Origin of the sequence: uncultured Tessaracoccus sp., from assembly GCF_947286155.1 — a bacterium.
Lineage (GTDB): Bacteria > Actinomycetota > Actinomycetes > Propionibacteriales > Propionibacteriaceae > Arachnia.
On sequence record NZ_CAMYPD010000032.1, the window covers coordinates 12,475 to 33,611 of the forward strand.

Annotated in this window: 24 protein-coding genes; 13 read left to right on the plus strand and 11 right to left on the minus strand. The window is 64.8% G+C overall.

The window, feature by feature from the left end; genetic code table 11:
* Positions 1-7: 7 nt before the first annotated feature.
* From Q0X68_RS08990 to Q0X68_RS09005, 4 genes are read right to left on the minus strand one after another with little or no spacing between them, the layout of a single operon-like run.
* The gene (locus Q0X68_RS08990) at positions 8-673 is read right to left on the minus strand and encodes a hypothetical protein (protein ID WP_297750521.1); all 666 of its coding nucleotides are present in this window, start codon (positions 671-673) and stop codon (positions 8-10) included.
* Entirely contained in the window at positions 673-1,152 is a 480-nt protein-coding gene (locus Q0X68_RS08995) for a hypothetical protein (RefSeq protein ID WP_297750524.1), read from the minus strand. Before Q0X68_RS08995 ends, Q0X68_RS08990 begins: the two co-directional genes overlap by 1 nt.
* Positions 1,153-1,154: 2 nt before the next feature.
* Positions 1,155-1,472 carry a hypothetical protein gene (locus Q0X68_RS09000; protein WP_297750527.1) on the minus strand — a complete coding sequence of 106 codons (318 nt, stop codon included), beginning with the start codon at positions 1,470-1,472 and terminating at the stop codon, positions 1,155-1,157.
* Entirely contained in the window at positions 1,469-1,858 is a 390-nt protein-coding gene (locus tag Q0X68_RS09005; RefSeq protein WP_297750530.1) for a hypothetical protein, read from the minus strand. Before Q0X68_RS09005 ends, Q0X68_RS09000 begins: the two co-directional genes overlap by 4 nt.
* Before the next feature lie 329 nt (positions 1,859-2,187).
* Between Q0X68_RS09005 and Q0X68_RS09010 the strand changes: the two genes are divergently transcribed.
* The 5 genes from Q0X68_RS09010 (at position 2,188) to Q0X68_RS09030 (ending at position 7,591) form a co-directional block, all read left to right on the plus strand.
* Positions 2,188-3,681, plus strand: a complete 1,494-nt coding sequence (locus Q0X68_RS09010) for a methylmalonyl-CoA carboxytransferase subunit 5S (protein ID WP_297750533.1) — start codon at positions 2,188-2,190, stop codon at positions 3,679-3,681.
* An 11-nt stretch (positions 3,682-3,692) separates the two neighbouring features.
* On the plus strand, positions 3,693-5,249 hold the full coding sequence (locus Q0X68_RS09015; protein WP_297750590.1) for an acyl-CoA carboxylase subunit beta: 1,557 nt from the start codon (positions 3,693-3,695) through the stop codon (positions 5,247-5,249).
* A 13-nt stretch (positions 5,250-5,262) separates the two neighbouring features.
* Positions 5,263-5,523, plus strand: a complete 261-nt coding sequence (locus Q0X68_RS09020; RefSeq protein WP_108871213.1) for a hypothetical protein — start codon at positions 5,263-5,265, stop codon at positions 5,521-5,523.
* A 20-nt stretch (positions 5,524-5,543) separates the two neighbouring features.
* The gene (locus tag Q0X68_RS09025) at positions 5,544-5,909 is read left to right on the plus strand and encodes an acetyl-CoA carboxylase biotin carboxyl carrier protein subunit (protein ID WP_297750593.1); all 366 of its coding nucleotides are present in this window, start codon (positions 5,544-5,546) and stop codon (positions 5,907-5,909) included.
* A gap of 233 nt (positions 5,910-6,142) precedes the next feature.
* Entirely contained in the window at positions 6,143-7,591 is a 1,449-nt protein-coding gene (locus tag Q0X68_RS09030) for an AI-2E family transporter (protein WP_297750538.1), read from the plus strand.
* 12 nt (positions 7,592-7,603) lie between these two features.
* Here Q0X68_RS09030 and Q0X68_RS09035 read toward each other — a convergent pair whose 3' ends face one another.
* The 3 genes from Q0X68_RS09035 to phoU form a co-directional block, all read right to left on the minus strand.
* Complete coding sequence (locus Q0X68_RS09035; protein WP_297750542.1) at positions 7,604-8,338, minus strand: SDR family oxidoreductase; 735 nt, start codon at positions 8,336-8,338, stop codon at positions 7,604-7,606.
* A 305-nt stretch (positions 8,339-8,643) separates the two neighbouring features.
* Positions 8,644-9,393, minus strand: a complete 750-nt coding sequence (locus Q0X68_RS09040) for a phosphoglyceromutase (protein WP_297750545.1) — start codon at positions 9,391-9,393, stop codon at positions 8,644-8,646.
* A gap of 77 nt (positions 9,394-9,470) precedes the next feature.
* The gene (phoU, locus tag Q0X68_RS09045; protein WP_297750548.1) at positions 9,471-10,136 is read right to left on the minus strand and encodes a phosphate signaling complex protein PhoU; all 666 of its coding nucleotides are present in this window, start codon (positions 10,134-10,136) and stop codon (positions 9,471-9,473) included.
* Positions 10,137-10,313: 177 nt separating this feature from the next.
* On the opposite strand from phoU, the gene Q0X68_RS09050 reads away from it, so the two are divergent.
* A complete protein-coding gene (locus Q0X68_RS09050) occupies positions 10,314-11,468 on the plus strand; it encodes a cell wall metabolism sensor histidine kinase WalK (RefSeq protein ID WP_297750551.1) in 1,155 nt (384 codons plus the stop codon).
* Complete coding sequence (locus Q0X68_RS09055; RefSeq protein ID WP_297750554.1) at positions 11,465-12,142, plus strand: response regulator transcription factor; 678 nt, start codon at positions 11,465-11,467, stop codon at positions 12,140-12,142. Before Q0X68_RS09050 ends, Q0X68_RS09055 begins: the two co-directional genes overlap by 4 nt.
* A 42-nt stretch (positions 12,143-12,184) precedes the next feature.
* On the opposite strand, the gene Q0X68_RS09060 is transcribed toward Q0X68_RS09055, so the two are convergent.
* Positions 12,185-12,565 (minus strand): hypothetical protein, encoded by a 381-nt coding sequence (locus Q0X68_RS09060; protein WP_297750557.1) that lies wholly within the window; start codon positions 12,563-12,565, stop codon positions 12,185-12,187.
* Positions 12,566-12,990: 425 nt separating this feature from the next.
* On the opposite strand from Q0X68_RS09060, the gene Q0X68_RS09065 reads away from it, so the two are divergent.
* Genes Q0X68_RS09065 through Q0X68_RS09085 form a run of 5 tightly spaced genes read left to right on the plus strand, consistent with a single transcriptional unit; the run spans position 12,991 to position 16,393 of the window.
* Positions 12,991-13,476 carry a CarD family transcriptional regulator gene (locus Q0X68_RS09065; protein ID WP_297750560.1) on the plus strand — a complete coding sequence of 162 codons (486 nt, stop codon included), beginning with the start codon at positions 12,991-12,993 and terminating at the stop codon, positions 13,474-13,476.
* 1 nt (position 13,477) lies between these two features.
* Positions 13,478-14,161 (plus strand): 2-C-methyl-D-erythritol 4-phosphate cytidylyltransferase, encoded by a 684-nt coding sequence (gene ispD, locus Q0X68_RS09070; RefSeq protein WP_297750563.1) that lies wholly within the window; start codon positions 13,478-13,480, stop codon positions 14,159-14,161.
* Positions 14,162-14,163: 2 nt separating this feature from the next.
* Entirely contained in the window at positions 14,164-14,646 is a 483-nt protein-coding gene (gene ispF, locus Q0X68_RS09075) for a 2-C-methyl-D-erythritol 2,4-cyclodiphosphate synthase (RefSeq protein WP_297750566.1), read from the plus strand.
* A gap of 39 nt (positions 14,647-14,685) precedes the next feature.
* Entirely contained in the window at positions 14,686-15,366 is a 681-nt protein-coding gene (locus Q0X68_RS09080; RefSeq protein ID WP_297750569.1) for a hypothetical protein, read from the plus strand.
* 58 nt (positions 15,367-15,424) lie between these two features.
* The gene (locus Q0X68_RS09085) at positions 15,425-16,393 is read left to right on the plus strand and encodes a hypothetical protein (protein ID WP_297750572.1); all 969 of its coding nucleotides are present in this window, start codon (positions 15,425-15,427) and stop codon (positions 16,391-16,393) included.
* Positions 16,394-16,496: 103 nt separating this feature from the next.
* On the opposite strand, the gene Q0X68_RS09090 is transcribed toward Q0X68_RS09085, so the two are convergent.
* A complete protein-coding gene (locus Q0X68_RS09090) occupies positions 16,497-17,933 on the minus strand; it encodes a glycine hydroxymethyltransferase (protein WP_297750575.1) in 1,437 nt (478 codons plus the stop codon).
* A 97-nt stretch (positions 17,934-18,030) separates the two neighbouring features.
* On the opposite strand from Q0X68_RS09090, the gene Q0X68_RS09095 reads away from it, so the two are divergent.
* Positions 18,031-19,179 carry a hypothetical protein gene (locus Q0X68_RS09095; protein ID WP_297750578.1) on the plus strand — a complete coding sequence of 383 codons (1,149 nt, stop codon included), beginning with the start codon at positions 18,031-18,033 and terminating at the stop codon, positions 19,177-19,179.
* A 115-nt stretch (positions 19,180-19,294) separates the two neighbouring features.
* On the opposite strand, the gene rlmB is transcribed toward Q0X68_RS09095, so the two are convergent.
* Entirely contained in the window at positions 19,295-20,239 is a 945-nt protein-coding gene (gene rlmB / locus Q0X68_RS09100; RefSeq protein WP_297750581.1) for a 23S rRNA (guanosine(2251)-2'-O)-methyltransferase RlmB, read from the minus strand.
* Positions 20,239-21,137: DALR domain-containing protein (locus Q0X68_RS09105; RefSeq protein WP_297750584.1), on the minus strand; the 899-nt coding region annotated here is incomplete at its 5' end. The genes rlmB and Q0X68_RS09105, both read right to left, overlap by 1 nt.

Genomic DNA, 21,137 nt, shown 5'->3' on the forward strand with positions numbered 1-21,137 from the left:
CTAAATCCTAACCGCCGATGTCTTTCGGTTCGCCCTTGAAATCTCGAAGCTCCTTCAACACATCGGACTCGACGTCGCGTATGTCGACACCGTCGGGGAGCGTCACGGGCGGTTGATACGTCATGCCTGATGCGCCCATGATGCGCCCGTCGCCCTGGTTCAAGACGCCCGGCTGGAGGATGTAGCTGTTGGGGTCGTTCATCCACTCGCGCACTTCGGGCGCCTGGGGTCCGTAGAATCGCCCGACGTTGTTCCAATACACGACGGCATCGATGGGGTAGTGCCCCATGTCGCACTCGTCGTAGCCGTAGAACTTGCCGTCCTCGCCCTTGACCTGCACCTTCTTGAGTTCGTCCTTGCTCCAGTCTGCAGGCCCGCCGTCGGGCATGTTTTTGATCTGCGACGGGTCCTCGTCGTGCATGCGTTCGAGCACATGCTTGCCGACGTTGCTGTACTTGCTGGGGGTGGAGCCGACGAATTTCTTACGCTTGTCGGTGTACTTCTTCTTCGACGCCTTCTCCTCGGCCTTATCGAGGTTGTCGAAGAATTGCTCGTCGTCCACGCCCTGCATGGAGTCGGGGACGTTCTTGTGGTTGAACTTCTTGCCGACGACGCGACGGAACATGCCGCCATTGGCCAGGTCGACAACTTCGGGTGGGTATCGCTTCGCCATCAGCCTGCCCTCAACTGACTCGCCGCCATCTGCGTCGCCTGCTGAATGAACATGAACGCCTGCTGCCGCACCTGGTAGGCCGCCGGAATCGCTTGCGGCACCGCCTTCGCCACGTTGATCGCGGTGGCGACGATGCTGAGCTGCGCGATGATGGCCATCTTCAGGGTGCGGATGGTCATCGCGGCCATGTGATGCGCCACCGCGACGGACTGGCACGCCATCTGGAAATCTCGCAGCGAACCGACGTTGCCCCCGCCGCTGGCCATGAACTCAGCGAACGCGTCGACGGCCTCGCCCTTGTTCTGCGACGCCACCGACTGCGCGGTCTGGGAAATCTCACTCAGCGTGGAGGCGGCGAGGGACGCGAGCTGGTGCCAATCGGAGGCTCTGCCCTGCAGCGCCGACTCATTGGTGCTGGGGAACGGGAGCCCGACGAACGCCTGCGCCTCGCGGAGGGCGCCAGGAAGCTGGATACCCACTGCTATTCACCCACCTTGGACGCGATGGATTCGTTGTTCGTTTCGCAGCGCTCGTAGGCGTCGCCGGTGTCGCGCGTGATGCCGGCTTCGGAGCTCAAGCCGCGCGCGATGCCCGCGACGGTGCGCTGGCCAGCGCTGCCGACGGCCATGAGGATCTGGGCGACGGCCGCGTCGGCTTGCGTGGAGGCCATCGGCACCGTGTCCGCCACGTTCATGAGCCTGCCCAGGATGCCGCTGGCTTGCGACACGAACTGCTGCGCGGTGGTGTCGAGGCTCCGCGAACCGTTGTGCCACGACGACGGAGAGAACTGGTAGTTCACAGCGCTGCCACCTTGTCGATACGTTCGTCGAGGGCCTTCCACTCGGCGTCGTAGGCCTCACGCAGCTCAGCGCCCAGCGCGGCCATCGATTCCAGCGACGAGCCCCCGTCGGCAGCCGCCAACTCGCTCATGAACTGCTCATGCGCCTGCTGCAGGGCCTCGTTGGCTGCCTGCGTGAGGGCCTCGGCGAGCTCCGGCGCGGTGAGCTTCAAGGGAGACATCAACTCGACGGTGACCGTGCGCCCATCCGAGGTCACGGCGACCGCTCCGGCGTGACGTTCGACGCGCACACTAGCGGGTTCGGGTAGCTCGGTGGGGAGCTCGCTCTCTTGGTTGCTGAGCACTCGTTCGACGGTGGCGGACAGAGGTGACTCGGTATACGACATGCTGCTCCTTGTTCGTCAGCGACGCTAACAACGAGGAGGGTCAGTTGTGGCCCCCTGCAAGGCAGGACATCGGAGTTGAGTACTGATACCCAGAGCGCGGATGAGTCAAGATAGATCAAGTTCGTGGTGGTCAGACGAGCCACGAACTTGATCTATCTTTCGGGGCATGGCCCAGCAGGCGCCGTGGGCCCGAGCAGCGTCGCTGCTACACACCCGATGTGGCCTGCGAATGGGCAGAATAGGCTCCCGAACTCTATCAAACGGCCGGTGGCTGCTTCGTGTCAGGGGTGCCTATTGAGGGCCTTGGGTGTCATGGTTGGATAGTACGCATGAGTGCGCGAAAGATTGGCGTCACCGAGCTTGCCCTCCGTGACGCGCACCAGAGTTTGATGGCAACTCGCATGGCCATGGAGGACATGGTCGATGCGTGTGAAGACATTGATAAGGCCGGTTACTGGTCCGTGGAATGCTGGGGCGGTGCGACGTACGACGCGTGCATCCGCTTCCTCAACGAAGATCCCTGGGAGCGTCTCCGCACGTTCCGCAAGCTGATGCCGAACTCGCGGCTGCAGATGCTGCTGCGCGGGCAGAACCTGTTGGGCTACCGTCACTACGAGGATTACGTCGTCGACAAGTTCGTGGAGAAGTCTGCCGAGAACGGCATGGACGTATTCCGCGTCTTCGACGCGCTGAACGACCCCCGCAACATGGCGCGTGCGATGCAGGCTGTGCGCGACGCGGGCAAGCACGCTCAGGGCACGATTTGCTACACGATCTCTCCGGTACACACCGTCGAGGGATACATCAAGTTGGCTGGTCAGCTCATCGACATGGGTGCAGAATCCATCGCATTCAAGGACATGGCCGCCCTGCTGAAGCCGCAGCCCGCCTACGACATCGTCAAGGGCATCAAGGACACCTACGGCGACGTGCAGATCAACGTCCACTGCCACTCCACCACCGGCGTCACCCTCGTTTCGCTGATGAAGGCCATCGAAGCTGGCGCGGACGTCGTCGATACGGCGATCTCCTCGATGTCGCTCGGCCCCGGCCACAACCCCACCGAGTCGCTCGTCGAGATGCTGGAAGACACCGGCTACGAGACCGGCCTGGACATGGACCGCCTCGTGAAGATCCGCGACCACTTCAAGGGCGTGCGCCCGAAGTACGCGGAGTTCGAGTCGAAGACGCTCGTCGATACCGGTATCTTCAGCTCCCAGATCCCCGGCGGCATGCTCTCCAACATGGAGTCGCAGCTCAAGGCGCAGGGCGCTGGCGACCGCATCGACGAAGTGATGGCCGAAGTTCCGCGAGTCAAGGCCGACGCAGGGCACCCGCCGCTGGTGACTCCGTCGTCGCAGATCGTCGGCACGCAGGCTGTGTTCAACGTCCTCATGGGTCGTTACAAGGTGATGACCGGCGAGTTTGCCGACCTGATGCTCGGCTACTACGGCGAATGCCTGGGCGAGCGCAACCCCGAGGTGATCGAGCTCGCGAAGGCGCAGGCCAAGAAGGACCAGATCACGGTGCGCCCCGCCGACCTGCTGGAACCCGAGTGGGACAAGCTCACGGAGGAGGCGAAGGGGCTCGAAGGCTTCGACGGCACCGACGAGGACGTGCTCACGCACGCCATGTTCCCGAACGTGGCCGCGATATTCCTCGCCACCCGTGCAGAAGGCCCGAAGAGCGTCGCCAAGTCGCCCGAGCAGCTGGCTGCCGAGCGAGCCAAGGCCGCAGGCCCCGCGCAGGGCATCACCGCACCCGTCAACTACAACGTCAAGCTGGCCGGACGCGAACACAGCGTCACGGTTGAGCCCGCCTGAGGAGCATGAGCATGGTTCACGAATACACGATGGCTGATCGCCTCGAACAGTTGAAGGAACGCCGCGCTGAGGTTGAGGCCGGCGGCGGCGAGGCAAAGCTGGAGAAGCAGCGCGCCAAGGGCAAGATGACGGCTCGCGAGCGGCTGGGACGGCTGCTCGACGACGGCACCTTCCAGGAAGTCGGCGCGTTCCGTCGCAACCGCACCACCACCTTCGGCATGGACAAAGCCAACATGCCCGCCGACGGTGTGGTCACCGGCACCGGTGCCGTGTACGGCCGGCCCGTGCACGTCGCCAGCCAGGACTTCACCGTCATGGGCGGTTCTGCTGGCGAGGCGCACTCCATCAAGGTGGCTGAGGCGCTGCACTCGTCGCTGGAAACCGGCACCCCGTTCATTTTCATCAACGACTCGGGCGGCGCCCGTGTCCAGGAAGGCATCGACTCGCTGTCGGGCTACGGCAAGGTGTTCTACCAGAACGTGCTGCTGTCGGGTGCGGTGCCGCAGATCTCCATCATCTCCGGCCCCTGCGCCGGTGGCGCGGCGTACTCCCCGGCGCTGACCGACTTCATCATCCAGACCCGCAAGGCCCACATGTTCATCACGGGCCCCGGCGTGATCAAGCAGGTCACCGGCGAGGAAGTGACCCAGGACGACCTCGGTGGCGCCGACGCGCACATGGGACGCTCCGGCGTCGTGCACTTCGTCGCCGACGACGACGAGCAGGCCATTTTCATCGCCCAGAAGCTGCTGAGCTTCCTTCCACAGAACAACTCCGAAGAGCCGCCGATCGTTGACCCGGACGACGTGGTGGAGCCCAACGAGAAGCTCCGCGACATCATTCCCGTGCAGGGCAACAAGGGCTACGACGTGCGTGACGTGATCGCCGAGATCGTCGACCGTCGCGACTTCCTCGAAGTCCAGGCCGGCTGGGCGATGAACATCGTCGTCGGCTTCTCCCGCATCAACGGCCGCACGGTGGGCATCATCGCCAACCAGCCGTCGGTGATGTCGGGCGTGCTCGACATCGACTCGTCGGACAAGGCGTCGCGGTTCATCCGGTTCTGCAACGCGTTCAATATCCCGCTGCTGAACCTCGTCGACGTGCCCGGCTTCCTGCCTGGCGTCGCGCAGGAGCACGGCGGCATCATCCGCCACGGCGCGAAGATGCTCTACGCCTACTCCGCCGCGACGGTGCCGAAGATCACCGTGGTCATGCGCAAGGCCTACGGTGGCGCGTACCTTGCGATGTGCTCGAAGGACTTGGGCGCTGACAAGGTGTTTGCATGGCCGACGGCTGAGATCGCCGTGATGGGTGCCGAGGGCGCTGCCAACGTCGTATTCCGTCGGGAGATCGAGGCTGCCGAAGACAAGGAGGCGCGTCGCGCAGAACTCGTGGAGGAATACCGCGAGACCTTCTCGACGCCGTACATGGCGGCCGCGCGTGGCCTCGTCGACGACATCATCGACCCCGCAGACACCCGCCGTGAGATCGCGATGGCGCTCGAGATCCTCGTCGGCAAGCGCGAGATTCGTCCGGCCAAGAAGCACGGCCTGGGCCCGGCCTGATCGGAGCACGCAGATGTCTGATGTATCCGTGAAGGAACTCCAAGAGCAGGTGCAGGCGCTCACCGAGCGTCTGGCCTCCGTGGAGGCGCAGCTCGCTGCTCTGAATTCCGATAAGAAGATTCCCGAGGAGCACCTCGTGGTGATTGGCGCCGCGATTGCGGCGTACATGGGCCACAAGGCGAAGGTGCGTGCGGTGCGCTTCCGTCACCAGGAAAGCTGGGCGGCGGCTGCGCGTGGGCGTGTGCACAACCGTTCCGTACCCCACATCCGTTGACAGTCCGAGAGTAGGCAATGATGAAGTTGAAGGTGACCGTCGACAAGACGGAGTACGAGATCGAAGTCGAGGTGCAGGAAGAGGAGCGCCAGGGATTGGGGCCGGTGGTCATCGGCGTCAATGGTGGCTCGAACCCCATCCCCACCAAGGCATCGATGCCCGCGTCGAGCGCGAGTGCCATTACCGCGCCGCTCGCCGGCTCGGTGAGCCGCATCCTCGTGGAGGAAGGCCAGGAAGTCGAGGCCGGCACCGTCGTGCTGGTGCTCGAGGCCATGAAGATGGAGACCGAGATCACGGCGCCCAAGGCCGCCAAGATCGAGACCATCCTCGTGGAGAAGGGCGACGCAGTCCAGGGCGGCCAGGCCCTCATCGCAATGGCCGACTGACCCGCCGCAGTTCGATCTGACGATAAAGAATGCGGGAACCCACCGAAACAGGTGGGTTCCCGCATTCCTTGTTAGGGAGGGGTTTCGATACGCCGCCTGCGGCGGCTACTCAACCATCGGTGCTGAGGCGACTGCCCCCGATCATCGAGTAGGGCCGAAGGCCCGTATCGAGATGCATACCCAGCTACCCGCTCAGACGATTGGATAGCATAGGCTCCGGGATTGGAGGTTTGATGAGCTACGACGAGGACGAACCGACGCAGCCGCTTTCGCTCGACGAGCTGCGCCAGGAGATGAGCGGCAAACGCCGCGAGGACCCCGTTGACCCCGACGGCCACGGAACCCTCCCAGCTCCCAACCCGCGCGCTCCAGTCGACCGCGCCGACGTGATCGGCGAAGGCGCGAAGGCGTTCGCAGCGTGGTGCGGGCGGTTCCTGCTCATGGCTGCCGCGGTCGCCCTCACCTTCTGGACGTTGGGTCAGGTGCGCGAGGCGCTCATCCCATTGCTGCTCGCGTTACTCATCGCTTCCGTGCTGTATCCCGTCGTGAGCGGTCTTCGTCGTATCGGTGTACCCCACGGCATCGGTGCTCTGGTGAGCTTGCTGCTCGGTGCTGGGCTGATTGGTGGGCTGGTGAGCTTGATCGCGCCCAGCGTCGTGAGCCAGTGGCCGGTGCTCGCCGACCAAACGGTGAAGGGCATCCGCAAGGTGCAAAACTGGGCGTCGGGCCCGCCGCTGAACATTCACGACGAACAGCTCAATAGATACCTTGGTCAGCTCACCGAGTGGTTGCAGGGGCATTCTGAAGATCTCGTGAGCATTGCGCTCAATGTGAGCGGCAGCGTATCCAGCGGCCTCGTCACACTGGCTATGACGCTCGTGATCGTGTTCTTCATGCTGAAGGACGGGCACAAGTTTGTTGGCTGGGCGCGCACGGTCGTCGGGCGACGGGGCGGTTTCCACGTCTCTGAGCTGTTCACGCGCCTGTGGAATACCTTGTCGGGGTACATCCGCACGCAGGCGATCGTGTCCATGGTAGATGCGGTGTTCATCGGCGCTGGCTTGTGGCTGATGAAAGTGCCGCTCGCGTTCCCCATCGCCGTGCTCACGTTCATGGCCGGATTCATTCCCATCGTTGGCGCTGTCACCGCAGGCGGTGTCGCAGTGCTCGTTGCGTTGGTGACGGGCGACGTCGTGCAGGCGCTCCTCGTGCTCGGTCTTGTCATCTTGGTGCAGCAGCTGGAGGGCAATATCTTGCAGCCCGTGCTGCAGTCTCGCGTCATGGAGCTGCACCCCGTCGTCATCATCCTGGCAGTGCTGCTCGGCGGCGGTTGGTTTGGCATCATCGGCGCCTTCCTAGCGGTGCCGGTGGCGGCGGCGAGCGCCGTCGTGTTGCGCTACCTGGGTGACATGATCGACCTCAGAACTGGCGAACGTGTCGCCCGTGATATCGCGTGGGCTACGGACGACGGGCACGTCGTCGGTGGTGAATCGGAGAAGTCAGCCCGCTTCTTCCAAGACCTAGTGCTCCGTCGAGTGCGCTTCACCCACGACCACGACAGCGATGCAGACCTGCCCCCCGTCGCCGTGGATGAGGGAGACTCCCGCAACCCAGTGACGTCGGTGTTCCGCAAGCTCAAGCGCCGCGGGAAGCACCACGACGACGAGGCGCCGTCGGAGTAACGAAGTAGCGCGCTACTGGGTGACGCGATGCATCTTGTGCTTTGCCTGGGCGCGCGGCCGGATGGTCAGGCGGTCGACGTTCACGTGGTGGGGTCGGGTGACCATCCAGCAGATGGCGTCGGCGATGTCTTCCGCAACCAGCGGGCCAGGCACGCCTTCATACACCTTTGCGGCGCGGTCGGCGTCGCCCTCAAAACGGGTGAGCGAGAACTCATCGGTGGCGACGAGGCCGGGCGCAATCTCCGTGATGCGCACGTCGGTGTCCACGAGCTCCAGCCGCATGGATTCCACCATCGAGCGTTCGGCGGCCTTGGCGCCGCAGTACCCCGCGCCGCCTTCGTAGCCGGCGTCGGCAGCGATTGAGGTGACGAACACGACGATGCCCGTCGCCGTGGTGAGCGCGGGCAGGAGCGCCTGGGTGACGCGCGCGGTGCCGAGCACGTTAGTGGCGTACATGCGTTCCCACAGGTCCAGGCGCGCCTCGCCGACATTTTCGAGGCCCAGCGCGCCGCCAGCGTTGTTGACCAGTACGTCGAGGGAATCCCCGACGGCTTCCGCGAGGCGGGCCACGTCATCGGGGTTGGTGATGTCGCAGGGGAACGCGATGCCGCCGATCTCGCTCGCCAGGGACTCCACGCGCTCGGCCCGCCTGGCCACGCACATCACCTTGTGGCCGTGCTGCGCGAGCAGCCGCGCGGTTGCGGCGCCGATACCTGAACTTGCACCTGTCACTACTGCTGTCTGCATATCGCAAGCCTACGCGGTGAGCAGCGCTGAAGCAGCGACCACCTGAAAATGACCGTTATCCTCCACGCCCGAAGAAAATCTGGATATTGAGGGGGTTCGCGGCTTCTCGTGGATGATAACGGTCGAAATCTGGACGGGACTGGCCAGAGAGGTGGGCCACCTGCGTTGGCTCTGGCCGGCGGGGCGCTCTCAGGCACCACGAAAAAGTGACCGTTATCCTCCACGAGAAGCTGCACACCCCCGGATTTCGAGGATTTTGTGCAGGCGTGGAGGATAACGGTCACAAGGCGGGTGTGGCCCGACGGTTACTTCTTGCCCTGGTTGGCGACGGCCTGGATGGAAGCAGCGGCGGCCTCCGGATCGAGGTAGCGGCCGCCCTTCGTGACGGGCTTGCAGGCATCATCGAGCTCGTACACCAGCGGAATGCCGGTTGGGATGTTGAGGCTCGAGATGTCGTCATCGGAGATCTCATCGAGGTGCTTCACCAGCGCACGCAGCGAGTTGCCATGTGCGGCGACGAGCACGGTCTTGCCCGCGGTGAGGTCGGGATTAATCTCGGCTTCCCAGTAGGGGAGCATGCGGCCGACGACGTCCTTGAGGCACTCGGTGAGCGGACGTTCCGACTCGGGGATGTCGGCGTATCGCTCATCGGAGAACTGCGAAAACTCGCCGTCGGCATCGATCAGCGGCGGCGGCACGTCGTAGCTGCGGCGCCACTGCATGAACTGCTCTTCGCCAAACTGGTCGCGGATTTCAGTCTTGTTGAGGCCCTGCAGCTTGCCGTAGTGGCGCTCGTTGAGGCGCCAGGAGCGCTTCACGGGAATCCAATGGCGATCGGCGTTGTCGAGGGCGATGTTGGCGGTCTTGATGGCGCGGCGCAGCAGCGAGGTGTGCACCACGTCGGGCAGGATGCCCTCGTCCTTCAGGAGCTTGCCGCCGCGTTCGGCTTCGGCGAGGCCCTTCTCGTTGAGGTCGACGTCCACCCAGCCGGTGAACAGGTTCTTGGCGTTCCATTCGCTCTCGCCGTGGCGGAGCAGGATCAGCGTGTTAGTCATAGTTGCAGCCTACCCGCCCATGCGTGACGCCCGCATCACCTGGTGGGTGTATGCGGGCGTCACGGCGTTTGATGGAATCAGGCGTTCGGCCAGTCTTCGCCCTCCGGGACCTCGCCGGTGATGAGGTAGATGGTGCGGCGACCCACCGCGACGGCGTGGTCGGCGAAACGCTCGTAGTAACGGCCAACGAGCGCGACATCCACGGCAGCGGCGATGCCGTCGCTCCAGTTCTCATCCAGCAGGACGTTGAAGTGTTCACGACGAAGATCGTCCATCTTGGTGTCGATGTCGGCCAAGCCATAGGCCTCTTGGGCGTCGCGGTTGGCGAGGGCCTCGCGCGCCACGTCGATCATCTTCAGCGCGATTTCACTCATGGAGCGGAAGTTGGGTTCGAGGCTTTCCGGCAGCGCCTTGTTGGGGTAGCGGAGGCGCGCGATCTTCGCGATGTGTGCGGCGAGGTCGCCCATGCGAGCGAGCTCGAAGACCATTCGGATGGCGGACACGACGGTACGCAGCTCGCCGGCGACGGGGGCCTGCAGGGCGAGCAGGGACAGGCACTCGTATTCGAGCTTCTCGTGCAGCTGATCGAGCTCAGCATCGTTGCTGATGACGGCCTCAGCACGGTTGATGTCGGCCTCGAACAGGGCTGCGGTGCTCTCCTCGAGTGCGGTCTCAACGAGTTCCGCCATGTGGAGAAGGCTTTTCAGGAGCCCGTCGAGTTCTTCGTGGTAGCTGGTTCGCATGGCATCTCCTTGGTTGACGTACTCAATGCTATGGGCTGAATGAAGTCTGGTGGACAGCGGTCCACGCTAGTCATCCAACCTTCCCATTCTGGGATGACATGTTAAACAGTGTGTGAACGATCGGTGACGGATTTGGGTGCCTTCGACGGGCAGCGGCAGGGCACTAGACTCGGTGCCATGTCGTACATTGGCGCTGGCCTGGTGGGGGCGGCCTTGGCGTTGCTGCTCGCCGGAGCGGTGGTGGCGCTGGTGTGGGCGTCTCGCCGACGCACGATCGCGCTCGCGCAAAATAATCCGACGATCGACCCGCTCGTCGAGCGCCTCATTGCGCAGTTGCCCATTGGGGCGGCCGTCGTGGGCCCTCACGACGAGCTCCTTGGGCACAACGAGGCTGCGGTGCATATTTCGCTGGTGAAAGGCACCCGGCTGGGTTACAAGCAACTGCTCGAACAGGCGCGGGATGTGCGGCAGTCTGGCTCGGAGTTTTCTGGTGACATTAGCCGGGAGGCGATTCCGGGCGAGCCGCCGCTGTCGCTCACAGTGTCGATCAGTCAGCTCGACGAGGATCAGCTGCTGGTGTTGGGGTCTGATAACGCCCAGTCCCGTCGGGTGGAGGCGATCCGTCGGGATTTTGTGGCGAACGTCTCGCACGAGTTGAAGACGCCCATCGGCGCGATCGGGGTGCTCGCGGAGGCGGTGGAGGCCGCGAAGGACGACCCGGCGGCCGTCGAGCGTTTCTCCGTGCGTCTGCAGCGTGAGACGAAGCGTCTGTCGGAGTTGGTGTCGCAGATCATCAACCTGTCGCGGTTGCAGTCGGCAGCACCCAACATTGCGCATGAGCCGGTATCGCTGGTTGATGTTGTCGAGGATGCCATCAGCAATTGCCGCGAGTCTGCGGAAGATCGACGGGTGCAGATCATCGTCGGTGATCTGCAGGATGTCACGATCGCTGGTGACAAGTGGGAGCTCACCGACGCCGTCACCAACCTGGTGCAAAACGCCATCAACTACTCCGACCAGGGAGCCCGGGTGGCGGTGAGCATCACCGCGAAGCACGACAACGGTGAGGATGTCGTCGACGTGAAGGTGTCTGACAACGGCATCGGCATCTCGAAGGAAGACCAGGAGCGGATTTTCGAGCGCTTCTACCGAGTCGATTACGGCCGCAGCCGGTCTACCGGCGGCACCGGGCTCGGGCTCTCGATCGTCCGCCACATCGTCATGGCACACGGGGGAACCATTACAGTGTGGTCGAACCTTGGGCAAGGCTCCACATTCACGCTGCGGTTTCCCGTGCCGAGTGATCTGAAAGGTGAAGGAACAGTTCAATGACACGCATTCTGATCATCGAAGACGAGGAATCGTACCGCGACGCGCTCACGTTCATGCTCCAGAAGGAGGGCTTCGACGTCGCCACCGCAGCCGACGGGGCCGAGGGTCTCGCGGAGTTCGACAAGCATGGTGCCGACCTGGTGCTGCTCGACCTCATGATGCCCGGTATGCCCGGGCTCGAGGTGTGTAAGCAGCTGCGTGCGCAGTCCAACGTCGCCATCGTCATGGTCACCGCCCGCGACTCTGAGGTGGACAAAGTGGTGGGCCTGGAGCTCGGCGCCGACGATTACGTCACCAAGCCGTTCAGCCACCGCGAGCTCGTGGCGCGCGTGCGTGCGGTGCTGCGTCGCGGGCAAGATCAGGAGCTCGTCCCCGACGTCGTTGAGGTGGGGGGAGTGCGCGTCGATGTCGAACGTCACCAAGTGTACGTCGACGGGAAGGAAGTGCGGTTCGCGCTGCGCGAGTTCGACCTGCTCGAGCTGTTGCTACGCAACCCCGGCCGAGTGCTGACGAGAGGCCAGCTGATCGACCGCATTTGGGGCAGCGACTACGTCGGCGACACCAAGACTCTCGACGTGCACATCAAGCGCCTGCGGTCGAAGATCGAGCGCGACCCGTCGAAGCCGGAGCGCCTCATCACCGTGCGCGGGCTGGGGTACAAGTACGAAGGCTGAGCGACGGGCTTCCCGCCGGGCGCTGCCCGTCGGCCGTGCAGGCTATGACTGGGTGTTCTCCCAGAGCTCTTCGAAGTCGGGGTGCGTGTTGGCGTACACCGGCACCTCGAGCTGGATGGCCCCGGTGCTGAGCTCGATGACGACGCGCGCATTGCGGCCGGGCGTGAGGCCTGGATTCTCGACGGTGACCGGCCCGTCCTCGAAACGCGCAGCCCCGTGGGCACCCACGGTGGCCTGGAAGTCGAGCTGATCGGGTTCGCCGAAGGAACCGTCCGGCATCTCCGGCGCGTAGTGGATGGCGGTCACTTCCGTGCCGTCCACCGACGCGACGGTGCCCGCGAGCAGCCCCTTGCCCTCGTCGTCGACGACGAATAGGACGTTGCGGGCCTTCTCGCTCGCGGCCGCGCCGTTGCTTTGCGTCACAGCCAGTTCACCTTGAGCCCCAGCTGCCGGAGGCACATTCTGCTGCCACCCGGAGGCGGTGCAGCCCGTGAGAGCAATGGCAGATGCGGCGACGCAGGCCAGTGCTGCTTTCCGTACGCGAGCGAACATGGTGCAACCTTCCGAGACGATAGGTGATGGCCGTCATATTAGCCGCAACGAGTGACATTCGTCGCCCCGACGGTTCGTCGCCCTTATCGAAGTGTGTGGCCGGGTTTCGATACGCGCCTGCGGCGCTACTCAACCAGCGGGGGGGGGCGCCGGGGCGGCTACTCAACCATCGGGCTCGTCCGCCCTATCGAGATGCAATCGCGCGGAGGCGAACTCAATCACACTTCCCTGAGATTTGTCCAAGGAGACACGCGGAAAAGTCTGGTAGAATAGTCTGCGAAAGGGGCCAAAACAATATGACTTTTTCTATCGGTGAAACGGTGGTCTACCCCAATCACGGGACGGCCGTCATCGAGGATATCGAAAACCGCACTATCAAGGGCGAAGACCGCATGTATCTCGTCCTTCGCATCATCGGACAAAACGACCTGGTGGTTCGCGTCCCGGCATGCAACCTCGATCTCGTGGGCGTCCGCGACGTCGTCGATGAAGAGGGGCTCGAGAAGGTGTTCGATGTCCTGCGCGATAAGAACACTGAGGAGCCGTCGAACTGGTCTCGTCGTTTCAAGGCGAACATGGAGAAGCTGCACTCCGGCAACATCTTGAAGGTTGCCGAAGTGGTCCGCGACCTGTGGCGCCGCGACCAGGGCAAGGGCCTGTCGGCTGGCGAGAAGCGGATGCTCACCAAGGCGCGCACCATTCTCGTCGAAGAGGTCGCCGTCGCGAACAAGCTCGACAACGAGAAGGCTGAAGCCCGACTGGATGAGATTCTCGCCTCCTGAGATGACCAACCGCAGCGTGCAACCGGTCGCCGCCATCGTGGTGGCGGCCGGTTCTGGTTCCAGGCTCGGCCACGAGCTGCCGAAGGCACTCGTCGATGTCGGCGGTGTGCCGATGGTGCGACGATCCGTCGACATCCTGCGCAGCGCGGGCGTGGGGCAGATCGTCGTCGTGGCTCATCCGGGGCACCTCGACCAATTCCGCGCCGCCTTGTTTGGGGTCGCTGAGCTCACCATCGTGTCCGGGGGCTCTGAGCGCGACGAATCGGTGCGTAACGGTCTGGGCGAGGTGGCTGCCCCCGTCGTGTTGGTGCACGACGCCGCCCGCCCGCTCGTTCCGATCCGCGTCGTGGAATCCGTGGTGCAGGCGGTGGCCGAGGGTGCGCAGGCGGTGATCCCCGTCGTGCCCGTCATCGACTCCATCCGACGCGTGCTCGACGGCGGCAGCAGCGTCGTTGATCGCGCGGAGCTTAGAGCCATCCAAACCCCGCAGGGCTTCGTCACCGACGTGCTGCGCGCCGGGCATCGCCACATTCAGGAGCACGGCGTCGCGGTGACCGACGACGCATCAGCTTGTGAACTCGTCGGTGCGCCGATTACCTTCGTTGAAGGAGATCGCGAGGCGATGAAAATCACGGAGCCGCTCGACCTCGTCCTGGCCGAGGCAATGTGGCGGGCAAGGAGCTGACCATGCTGGTTGGCATTGGCACCGACGTGCACAAACTCGTCGAAGGCGCGACGATGCACCTAGCCGGTCTCACATTCCCCGACGAACCGTGCGGCCTCGAAGGGCATTCCGACGGCGACGCCGCCGCGCATGCCATGTGCGATGCGCTGTTTTCCGCCACCGGGCTCGGCGACATGGGCAGCAACTTCGGCACGAGCGAGCCACAGTGGGCGGGCGCGAGCGGCGTCGAATTTCTCTCTGAGACTGCCAAGCGCGTTCGTGAGGCAGGCTACGAGATCGTTAACGTCGCGGTGCAGGTGATCGGTAATCGCCCGAGAATGGCAGGTCGGCGCCAGGAGGCACAAGAGGTCATGGGCGCTGCGCTGGGCGCCAGGGTGACGGTCACCGCCACCACCACGGACGGTCTTGGCCTCACAGGGCGTGGCGAAGGCGTGGCCGCAGTGGCCGTCGCGTCAGTTAGGCTGATTACTACCACGACGCCTTGATGCGCGCCGTCGCTGAACTACGAAGGTAGGAGGCCTACCATGTCCGGACCTGCACAGCCGGGAATGCCCGGTTTCGCCGGAGCCCCCAACGCACCTCGGCCCAACCGCACCCCGTATTTCGTCGTGATCGGCGTGCTTGCCGTTGCACTCATCGGGTTGCTGATCTGGGGCTTCATGCCCACCGACGAAGACCCCTCACCCCAATCCTCTGCCGATCCCACGCCATCGGCGACGGAGGCACCGTCGGAACCGGAACCGGAACCGGAGCCAGAACCAGAACCAAGTGATGCTCCCAGTACGGACATGCCCGCGACGGAGGCGCCGCCCAGTGACGACCCGAGCGCGTCGGACCCCATGACGGAAGGGTATGCCATCCTGCGCGAGATGCTGCCCGTGAAGCTGGAGAGCTGGGAGCTGCACATTGAAGAAGCGGGCGGGCATTCGCAGCCTGTGTACAGAGACGGCGATAGGCAGATGAGCTTCTTTCCCGTCGGCGCGAACACGAGCCCAGAGCAGATGAGTGAGGGCCGGGAAGGTTTGCAGCAGTTCGACGGTGGCGCCTGCTATCTGAACCCGAACTCGACGGGAGAAACGAAGATGATTACGTGCGCCATCGCGCCGAAGGCAGGCAAGGGGCACACGTTCCTGATGTCGAGTCGATACGCCGAAATTGATGAGATGGTGCGCCTAGCGAAAGCTATCATCGCGGTGGAACGATAGCGATCAGAATACGCATGGGCCCGGAGGCGGGCTGCGTCTCACAGAAAGAAACGATTAGATGAGCGGACCAAGATACCCAGGCCAGGGAAACCCGCAGAACTATGGCGGGCAGCAGTGGGGGAATCAGCCTTCCCCCGGCTATCCGCCTGCCGGGGCACAAGGTCATGGACAGTGGCAGAACAACCAGGGCGGTGCGCCGAACTGGAACGGTGCCCAAAGCGGGCCGCAGGGCTGGAATGGCGCCCAAGGGAGTCCGCAGGGCTGGAACGGTGGGCCCGGCATGCCGCCCGGCGGGATGCCGCCGCAGGGGCAGAATCCAGACGGCAGTCGCGGGCCTGGTGTTGGCATCATCATCGCGATTTCCGTGCTGGTGTTGGCGCTGATCGGCGTCTTAGTGTGGCTGTTCTTTTTCAAGGGCGACGACGGCGGGACAGCGGAACCGAAGCCGGGTGCCTCGTCTTCGAGCGCTGAGCCGCCGTCGAAATCCGTGGACCCGGGCGGCGAGGACACCCCTGGTGGTGAGGACACCCCGGGCGGCGGTGAGCAGCCTGGTGGCGAGCAGCCCGGCGGTGAACAGCCTGGTGGCCAGCAACCCGGCGGTGAACAGCCTGGTGGCCAGCAACCCGGCGGTCAACAGCCTGGTGGCCAGCAACCCGGCGGTCAACAGCCTGGTGGCCAGCAACCCGGCGGCGCTGGGGAACTCACCGTGGACGACCTGCCCAAGCAAATCGGCGAGTGGCAGCTGAGCGAGTTTGGGCTCACGATGTACACCAAGGGCTCGGCCAACATCCTCGTCCTCGACTTTGGCGAGGAGACAGCAATTTTGGATTACGCCCGCCAGAGTCTGCAGAACGTCGACGAATTCGACGGCGGATTCTGCGGCGAGACGGCCGGCGGCACCGAGAAGCTGGAAGCGTGTTACATCCATCCAGGCAAGAAGCCGAAGTCTGTCGCATCGGTGTCCGGCTCGAACGCCTCGCGAGCCGAGCTCGTCGAGGTAGCCAAGGCAATCGCCGCGTACAAGTAATCACCGCGGCATAGGCAGCAATAACGACGGTGGCGCCGGCCCTCAGCTAGGAGGAATCGGCGCCACCGTCGTATGTACAGCAGCAGTGCGAACTGCAGCGCGCTTACAGCTCGAATCCGGGGTAGAGCGGGCGAGCGTCGAGCAGTTTGGAAGCGCCGTCGAGCGAAGACTGGCGGGCCGCAGCGTCGAGCTCATACTTGGCCTGGCTCGGGGTGCCCTTGCTCGTCGCAGTGGGTGTCGTCGCCTTCAACACGCCTGCGATCATGCCGGCCACCTCGTCCATATCGGACGTGGTGAAACCGCGCGACGTGAGCGCGGGAGTGCCGAGCCGAACGCCGGTGGTGTACCAGGCGCCATTCGGATCGTTGGGCACAGAGTTGCGGTTCGTGACGATGCCCGACTCAAGCAGCGCGGCCTCCGCCTGCCGCCCAGTGATGCCGAAGTCGCGCACGTCCATGAGCACGATGTGGTTGTCGGTGCCGCCTGTGACGAGCCGAACGTCGCGCTTGAGGAGGCCTTCAGCGAGCGCCTTCGCATTGTCGGCCACCTGCTGGGCGTAATCACGGAACGCCTGGGTGCGGGCCTCGGCGAGGGCCACCGCCTTCGCCGCCATCACATGCGACAGCGGGCCGCCGAGCACCAGCGGGCAGCCGCGGTCCACGTCGGGGGCGTACTCCTTGGTGGCGAGGATGAGCCCGCCGCGGGGGCCGCGCAGCGATTTATGTGTCGTCGTAGTAACGACGTGCGCGTGCGGCACGGGGTCTTCGTCGCCGGTGAACACCTTGCCTGCGACGAGGCCCGCGAAGTGCGCCATGTCCACCATGAGCACCGCGCCGACGGAGTCCGCGATCTCGCGCATCTTCGCGAAGTTCACTCGACGCGGGTAAGCCGAGTAGCCCGCCACCAGCACCAGCGGCTTGAATTCCTCCACCTGCTGAGCGACGGCGTCGTAATCCAGGAGCTGCGTTTCCGGGTCAGTGCCGTAGGCGCGCTGGTGGAACATCTTGCCGGACACGTTCGGGCGGAAGCCGTGCGTGAGGTGGCCGCCGGCGTCGAGGCTCATCCCCATCAGACGCTGCTCGCCGAACTTCTTGCGCAGGGCCTCCCAGTCGGCCTCGGAGAGATCATTGACGGTTCGGGCGCCGAGCTCTTGCAGCGCCGGGGCCTCAATGTGGTGCGCCAGAATGGCCCAGTAGGCGGTGACGTTCGCGTCGATGCCGGAGTGCGGCTGCGCGTAAGCGTACTCGGCGCCGAACAGCTCACGGGCATGCTCGGCGGCGATGGATTCGACGGTGTCGACGTTCTGGCAACCGGCGTAGAAACGGTGGCCTACGGTACCTTCCGCGTACTTGTCGCTCAGCCAGGTGCCCATCGTCGCGAGCACCGGGAGGCTGGCGTAGTTCTCGCTAGCGATGAGTTTCAGCGACGCGCGCTGATCGGCGAGTTCCTGGCGGGTGGCGTCGGCGATGCGTGGCTCGACCTGCCCGATCATGTCGAGTAAGGTCCGGTACGCGTCGGATACTGCGTTGAGGTCGCTCACTGGGGCTCCTTCGGAAATTGGGCAACGACACTAACCTATCGCTGCCATTGTGGTCAGACGTGGCAAATGACCGCTTTGGTCAATAGGGTTGGACAGCGTGAGAGTCTCCCGTCGAGCCGCGCTCGCTTCGCTGGGGGTCCCCCTGCTCGCTGGCTGCTCGGGGCCCATCAACTTCACGCCCGAAAATCATCGCGCCAGCCCCACGCCGACGGATACCACCCCGCCCGAACGCGTCGTCGAGCCCGACTTCTACGCGCGCTCCACCGCAGGCACCCACATTCGCGTCGACGACGCCACACCGCTGGGGCTGGTGTTCAGCACCCCCCACATGGATGGGCGGATCGGCGAAGTGCTCATCAGTGAGCGCATCCCCTACGAGGTTGCACAACAGATTGATCAAACCGCACCCCTCAGAGCACCCGAGGGGTATCGGTTCGTCGCCTTCACCGCCCAAGCCGGCCGTCCGGTGTTCGTCGAAGACGCCGAGCACCCCGTCGACGTCAGCCTGAACCGCGACGGCACAGGCATGCCGGTACAGAACCTGTTCGGTGGGGTCGCGCAGGGGAAGTTTCAAGTGTCGTGGGAGTTCATCGTCGCGTGCATCCCCGCTGAGGGCACCGCGGTGCTGGAAATAACCGACGAAGGCAAGACCATCCGCGTCGACCTCGTGCAGGGCATCCCCGCGGTTGACGAGGCCTGGAACGCGAACGAGGGCTTCCGCTCGCGCACGACCGTCGTGTTCGACCCGCCCGACAACGTGTATCAGCGCCAGTACTCCGCGCAGGCGCCCGGCTACGAGCCGGTGGCGGGGATCTTCCGCATTGGCATGCGCCCGTCGAATGCGTTTATGGCGCCGTGGACGCCGGAGCACGGCTGGTCACCCGTTGGGGCGCAGTGGCTGACCATCCCGATGGCGGCGCGCGTCGAGTTTCAGGGCATCGAGTCGGGCACGAATATCGAGCTCGACCTACCCAGCTCATTCACGTACACGGCGCTCGACGGCAGCAAAGCCAAACTTGTGACACCGAAGACGATCACCACCGACGCGGTGCGGCGCGGGCAATCCGACGTGCAGCCCACGTTCCAGGTGACCGGCCGCGACGACCAAGCGTCGCTGGTATTCAGCGCGGCGGGGAAGATCCGCGTCGATTTCCAAGAAGTATCGGGCGTGGCGGGCAACTTCACCGGCAGCAGCACCCCCATTCGGTTCAACCTGCAGTACAAAGACGCGGACAGCCGCTTCTAGAAGCGTGGGGCCCAAGGCCCACCTAACCCAATATCCACACGCGTTTGCCAAATCGGGCCGAAAACGGGCTCTGACGCAAACGAATGTGGATATCGGGTTAGGTCTGGCTGCCGCCTCAGTTGTGTGGGCGTTGGAGGCTCGCTTCATAGAGCGCGATCGACGCCGCCACTGAGGCGTTGAGCGACTCCACGTCGGAGGCGATAGGGATGCGCGCCAGCGCGTCACAGCGCTCGCGGGTGAGCCGAGCAAGACCCTCATCTTCGGAGCCGACGACGATCACCAGCGGCCCGTCGGCGCCAGGGATGCCGCCCAGCTGCGCCTCGCCCTCACCCGCGAGCCCGACGATGGTGTAGCCCATCTTGGCCGCCTGCTCGAGCGCGCGGTTGAGGTTGCCTGCCATCGCGACGGGGATCCTCGCCGCCGCGCCCGCCGAGGTTTTCCACGCTGCCGCCGTCATCGACGCCGACCGGCGCTCCGGAATCACGACCCCAGCCGCGCCGAACGCGGCGGCGGAGCGGATGATCGCGCCCAAGTTGCGGGGGTCGGTGATGCCATCGCACGCGACGAAGACCGCTGCGGCGTCCACACCGTCGGCGAAAAGCTCCTCGGGCACGGCGTAGTCGTAGTGGGGGAGCTGGAGGGCGACGCCCTGGTGGACGAGCCCACCCGTGACCCGATCGAGTTCACCGCGGGGTACCTGCAGGAGCGGGATGGAATGCTCGGCGGCGTGCTTGAGGATGTCGCGGATACGGTCGTCGCGCTCCGCGCCCTCCGCAAGATACACCTGCTTCACGGGCATCCCGGCGGTGAGGGCCTCGAACACGGGGTTGCGGCCGACGACCCAGTCGGCGCCGGCCTTCGCCCTCGGGGGACGCTTCGAGGGGCCGCCCTGGCGCTTTGCCGCGGCCTGCTTCGCCTTGTACGCCTTGTGGTAGACGCGGTCTTCGGCCTTCGGCGTCGGGCCTCGGCCTTGTAGCGATCGACGGTTGCGGCCGCCGGAGCCGGCGGCCTTGCTGGGGCCGCGCTTGCCTGCGCCTCGTCGTGACGAATTTCCTGGCATCAGCGCACGCTCCATTTCGCCCCGTCAGGGGTATCGGTGATGGTGAGGCCGGCATCGGCGAGGGTGTCGCGGATGGCGTCGGCGGTGCCCCAATCCTTGGCCGCGCGAGCCTCCGCACGCTGCGCCAAGAGCGCTCCCACAAGGGAGTCGACGATGGGTGTGAGGTCGTCGGTGGTGGCGTTGGTGGCCCATTCTGGGGCCTGGGGGTGGAGGCCGAAGACGTTCAGCATCGCCGTGGCGGCGCCGAGGAGGGCGCTGACATCGTCGCCCTGGGCGAGGGCCTGGTTGCCGGCGCGGATCACGTCGAAGAGTTGTGCGACGGCTCCTGGCGTGCCGAGGTCGTCGTTCATGGCCGCAGCGAAGCGCTGCCACTGCTCGAGGTGGGTGTAGTCGGGTGACGCGGTGGCGTGCTCGGTGGCGCGGAGCACGAAGGAGTCGATGCGCTCGATCGCTTTCTCGGCCTCCGCGAGCGAGCCGCGGGTGTCGTCGTCGGAGGGGGAAAATTCGATGGTGGAGCGATAGTGCGGGGCGAGCAGGAAGTAGCGCACGGCGCGGGGGTCGAACTGCCGCGTGACTTCGCTCACCTGCGCGGTGTTGCCGAGCGACTTCGACATTTTCTCGCCCGACATCGTCACCCAAGCATTGTGCATCCAGTACTGCGCGAAGCCGCGGCCGGCGGCGCGGGCCTGCGCGAGCTCGTTCTCGTGGTGCGGGAAGCGGAGGTCAATGCCGCCGCCGTGGATGTCGAACTGGGCGCCCAGGTACTTGCCCGCCATGGCGGAGCACTCGATGTGCCAACCGGGGCGGCCGTGACCCCATGGCGACGGCCACGAGGCGGTCTCTGGCTCGCCGTCCTTGTGGCCCTTCCACAGGGCGAAGTCGCGGGGGTCGCGCTTGC